General features: G+C 65.0%; 5 protein-coding genes. 3 read left to right on the top strand and 2 right to left on the bottom strand.

The window, feature by feature from the left end; all coding sequences use genetic code 11:
• The first annotated feature begins 91 nt into the window (after window positions 1-91).
• The 3 genes from Q1K70_RS10395 (at window position 92) to Q1K70_RS10385 (ending at window position 2,380) form a co-directional block, all read left to right on the top strand.
• Entirely contained in the window at window positions 92-577 is a 486-nt protein-coding gene (locus tag Q1K70_RS10395; protein WP_300158791.1) for an asparaginase domain-containing protein, read from the top strand.
• 29 nt (window positions 578-606) lie between these two features.
• The gene (locus Q1K70_RS10390; protein WP_300158788.1) at window positions 607-1,806 is read left to right on the top strand and encodes a threonine ammonia-lyase; all 1,200 of its coding nucleotides are present in this window, start codon (window positions 607-609) and stop codon (window positions 1,804-1,806) included.
• A 193-nt stretch (window positions 1,807-1,999) separates the two neighbouring features.
• Complete coding sequence (locus Q1K70_RS10385; RefSeq protein WP_300158785.1) at window positions 2,000-2,380, top strand: carboxymuconolactone decarboxylase family protein; 381 nt, start codon at window positions 2,000-2,002, stop codon at window positions 2,378-2,380.
• 80 nt (window positions 2,381-2,460) lie between these two features.
• On the opposite strand, the gene Q1K70_RS10380 is transcribed toward Q1K70_RS10385, so the two are convergent.
• Together Q1K70_RS10380 and Q1K70_RS10375 are read right to left on the bottom strand one after the other, a co-directional pair.
• Window positions 2,461-4,329 (bottom strand): hypothetical protein, encoded by a 1,869-nt coding sequence (locus Q1K70_RS10380; RefSeq protein WP_300158782.1) that lies wholly within the window; start codon window positions 4,327-4,329, stop codon window positions 2,461-2,463.
• Between the two features lie 292 nt (window positions 4,330-4,621).
• On the bottom strand, window positions 4,622-5,015 hold a 394-nt coding region (locus tag Q1K70_RS10375; protein WP_300158780.1), incomplete at its 5' end, for a S24 family peptidase.

Here is a 5,015-nt window from a genome sequence, read left to right as displayed (position 1 = left end):
GGATGCAAAGCCATCCCGGCCCGACGCGCCACCCCCATCAAGGGGGTCCGGGGGGGATAATCCCCCCCGGCCGCCGGAGGCATCTTCAATCATGCAACTCATCATCTTCACCATGGGCGGCACCATCGACAAGGTGTACTTCGACGACCTGTCCGACTACACCGTGGGCGAGCCGCAGGTCGGCCCGATCCTGGCCGGCTCAAACGTGGACTTCGACTACGAGGTCGTGGAAGTGGCGCGCAAGGACAGCCTGTACGTCACCGACGAGGAGCGTCGGGAGCTGCGCGCGCGCGTCGCCGCCGATCCCAGGCGGCACGTGCTGGTCACCCACGGCACGGACACCATGGCCGAGACGGCCAAGGTGCTGGCCGACGTGGCGGACAAGGTCATCGTGCTGACCGGGGCCATGAGCCCGGCCCGGTTCGCCGCCTCGGACGCGACCTTCAACGTGGGCTGCGCCGTGGGCGCGGTCCAGTCCCTGCCGCCCGGGGTCTACATCGTCATGAACGGCCGGGTGTTTCCGGCCGGCTCCGTGCGCAAGAACCGCCAAGCGGGGCGTTTCGAGCCCCTGTCCTGAGCCTTCTCCATCCCTTCGGGAGGATACCCATGATCGAACTCGACGATGTCCGGGCCGCCGCCGCGCGGCTGGCCCCGCGTTTGCGGACCACGCCCTTCCTGCATTCCCACGTGCTCTCGCAGATGACCGGGGCCGAGGTCCTGGTGAAGTTCGAGAACCACCAGTTCACGGCCTCGTTCAAGGAACGCGGCGCGCTCAACAAGCTCCTGTGTCTGGACGACGCCCAGCGCGCCCGGGGCGTCTCGGCCATGTCCGCCGGCAACCACGCCCAGGGCGTGGCCTACCACGCCAGGCAGCTCGGCGTGCCTGCCACCATCGTCATGCCGGCGGCCACGCCCACGGTGAAGGTCGAGCACACCCGGGCCCACGGGGCCACGGTGATCCTGGCCGGCGAGACCCTGGCCGAGGCCAACGCCGAGGCCATGCGGGTCACCGAGGAGCGAGGCCTGGTCTTCATCCACCCCTTCGACGATCCTGAGGTCATGGCCGGCCAGGGCACGGTGGCCCTGGAGATGCTCGACGCCGTGCCGGACCTCGACGCCATCGTCGTGCCCATCGGCGGTGGCGGGCTCATTTCCGGCGTGGCCACGGCGGCCAAGGGCGTGCGTCCCGGCATCGAGGTCGTGGGCGTCCAGGCCTCGTGCTACCCGTCCATGCTGTGCGCCCTGCGCGGCGAGCCCTTGCAGGGCGGCGGCAACACCATCGCCGAGGGCATCGCGGTCAAGTATCCGGGCACGCTGACCACCGAGGTCATCCGCGACCGGGTGGACGAGGTGCTGCTGGTCGAGGAGTCCCAGCTCGAGGAGGCGGTGGCGCTCTACCTTTTCGTGGAAAAGACCGTGGCCGAGGGGGCCGGGGCCGCGCCCCTGGCCGCCCTGCTTGCCCGGCCGGCCAAGTTCCGGGGCCGCAAGGTGGGGCTTGTCTTAAGCGGCGGCAACATCGACCCGCGCCTTTTAGCCCAGGTCATCACCCGCCAGCTCATCCGCGAGGGCCGCATCGTCACCCTGCGCATCCCCTTAAGCGACCGCCCGGGCGGCTTGGCCAAGGTGACGGCGGTGCTGCGCGATTTCGGGGCCAACATCATCGAGATCCAGCACCACCGCACCCTGCTCGCCCTGCCGGCCAAGGAGGCCAGCATCGAGATCAGCTTCGAGGCCCGGGAGCGCGAGCACGCCCATTCCATCGTGGACGCCCTGCGCGCCGCCGGTTTCCTGCCGACCATCGTCTGAGCCGTCCCCAAGGAGGCAGCCATGTTGCGGCGGCCGCCGGCGCGAACGACGCCGGCGGCCGCCGTTCGTTTTTCCCGAACGCCGTGTTCGGATCAATTCGTTTGTTTCCGCGCCGGGATGCGCGTTATCGTCAGCGGCAACACCAATCCGGCGGCCGCCTGTCGCGGGACGCCAAACACCGGCGAGGCATGCCATGAACGAAAAGCTCGTCCAGATGAGCCGTGACCGCAAGAAAGCCCACAAACGCCTGCTCGACGACCTGCATTCGCCGGTCTACGCCGCCTTTTTGGACATGGAGCGGGCGACCTACGCCGACGGGGCCCTGCCCAAGCGGGTCAAGGAGCTCGTGGCCGTGGGCATCTCGGTGGTCATCGACTGCCATTCCTGCATGCAGTGGCACATCGAGCAGGCGGCCGAGGCCGGGGCCGACCCGCGCCAGGTCCTGGAGGCGGTGGAGGTCGGCATCGAGATGGGCGGCGGCCCGGCCACGGTTTCGGCCCGTTTCGCCCTGGAAGTCATGGCCGACGTGTTCGGCGAGGCCGCCCTGCGCGAAGCCGGCTCCCAGGGCGCATGAGGCGGGGGGCGCCCGTCGCCCCCCCGCCGCTCCGACGGCGCGTGAAAAGGGTCTCCCTTCGCGCCGGTGAACGGCGCGCTTCACCTTCCGACAACCCTTGCGAGAAACGCCTCCAGTCCCCTGATGGATTCCCCGTCACGGTACAACCGTTGATTGAACCGCGCGACATCGCCCCGCGCCTGGCGGTAAAAACCCTTGTCCCTGGCAAGGCGCACCGCCAACGCGACATAGCCCTCGAGCGTCGATGCGATGCACTGCGCAACCCCCATGCGGCGCAGGAATGCCGCCCCGTGCCGGCCCCGCATGAGTCCGACAGGCAGCGTCACCGCGGGCAGGTCGTAAGCCAACGCTTCCAAAAGGCTGACCCCGCCCGACCAGCCGATGCTGTCCAGCGCCGCATCCACATGCAGATGCATGGCCAAATACGCATCCGGGGCGAGACGGGGGGAAAAAACGCAATGCCGGCCGGCGTCCAGGCCGTATTCCGCAAACGCGGCTTCCAGCCGCTCCTTGAAAATCATCGTCCCCTTCGGCGAGGTCGGATGTTCGAGAAAAAGAAACTGCGCTTCAGGCGCCTGGGCGGCGATGCGCGCAAAAACGTCGTCGTAGCGCGGCAGGTATTTGGAACTCGTCTGGGTGCAGGCGAACACGAAGGCATCCTCGTCCAGGCCCAGCCGCCGCCGGTCCATGCCGCCGGCATCGGGCGGACGGCAAGGTGGCTCATACCATATCGAAAGATGCGGCAGCAGGACGAGGCGTTCGGTATAATGCCGCGCGGCGTCGGCCGGCTCCATCAGTTCGCTGGAAAGGAAATAATCCATCGTCGGCAAACCCGTCGTTTCCGGATGCCCCCAGGCCACGCACTGCACCGGAGCCAGACGCCGGCTGGCCAGGACGAGGGAATCGCAACCCATGCCGATCTCCGGATAGATCAACACATCCAGCCGGTCGGCGGCTATGGTTTCCTCCCAGACCGAGACGGATTGCGACGCGCAACGGGGATTCTCCACCCCCCCAAGGAACGCTTCCGGGGCGCTCCCCGGACGTCGCGGACCGACGGCATACACATGGACGGCAAAGCGTTGCGGATCGAGATGCTCCATCCAGCCGCGAAAAAGCTTATGCACGGAATGCGACCGCACATATTCCGAAACGAACCCGACCCGGATACGCCCTTTCCCCCCGAACGGACGGGGCTGAAATCGCTCGGGCCGCAGTACACTGGCATAGCGCACGAAATGCCGGCCGAAGCGATCCTGGAGATCCCGGTCGCAATCCCCTTGATAGGGGAGGCCAAACGGCTTGAAGTTGCCGATAAACGAAAACGGCGCGGGGCTTGCGGCTCCCGCCCCTCCCTCCAACAGCGCGACTTTTTCGCAGAAAACGTCCAGACACCGCACATAATGGCGGCGCACGGCAGCGATCTCGGCCTCGCAACGGTAGGCCGCCGGAAAACAGAGGCACGCCCGAGCCAGGGCGGCGAGAGCATTGTCAGGCTCCTGCCCGAGGACCTGCAGCAACAGCCCGTCGGTCTCTTCAGTCTCGCCCCGAACCGCGCACAGCAACGCCAAATCCATCCGATGCAATACATGGTCAGGGCAGCACCACAGGCAGGCCCGCAGGCAGTTCATGGCGTCATCAAACTGCCTGCGCAGGTGGAACAACCGGCCCGCCTCGGAAAATAGCCGCACGGCCGACGCCTTGTCCGTCTCCATCAAGAGCATGGCGAGGTCATAGCGATAATAGGGATTATCCTGCTGCAACTGGCAGGCTTTTTCCACGAGCGCTATGGCGGCTTCCTTCTGCCCGCGCTTGTAGGCGAGAATTCCGGCTATGCGCAGCGCCTCGGGTGCGTTGGCGTCAGAAGACAATATTTTTGTGCAAATACTGTCTATTTCATCCTCAGGAAGGCAGTCGAAAATATTCGAAACGGCAGATGCGGCGTCCATGTAAGCTCCACACCCCCCTGTCCGACGGATGGCGAACAGCCGAGGCATCCATCGCCTTGTCGACGCATAACGCCGTGAGGTAACATGGAAACCGCATTTTCTTTCTATGGGGAGTCAGGCAAAGTGAGGAAGGGCCTGGGGCCTAGATCGGACAGGACGGAAGGAGGCTAAACGTAGGACTGACGTGGACTTCAGGGTGTGCAGAAGACGAGCGAGACGCCCGGAAGGCAAGATGAGAAAACCGGCCGAAGCGAGTTGAAAATTTCAGGCAAATTAAGAAGGCTTGCCCGACCTATCGCACGTATTCTCGGCAGCTCCAGACCACCCGGCCGATGATCCGCACCGAAGACGCAAGATCGCCGTTCATATCCACCTCAATCGGGCTGTATGTCGGGTTCTTGCTCCGCAAGATGAGCTTTCCAGGTATACGGTCCAAGTATTTGACGAAGACTTCGTGCTCAATTCCAACGGCGAAAAGCCCGCCTGATATAATCTGATCCTGGCTTTCATCAATTAGGACCGTGTCAGAATCCATCAAGACCGGCTCCATGCTGTCGCCTGCCACATCCATCAAGACCATTTTCTTTGCGCGCCCCTTGCGAAGCAAGAAATCTGTCTTGAAAGCATAATACCCGACAATCTGCCCCTCCGTCTCCAAGCTGCCAGTCCCGGCAGCCAAGCGCGCC

The organism is Solidesulfovibrio sp., assembly GCF_029978005.1.
Classification (GTDB): domain Bacteria; phylum Desulfobacterota; class Desulfovibrionia; order Desulfovibrionales; family Desulfovibrionaceae; genus Solidesulfovibrio.
Note: the sequence above shows the minus strand (reverse complement) of the source record. Positions and strands in the feature narration are given on the sequence as shown.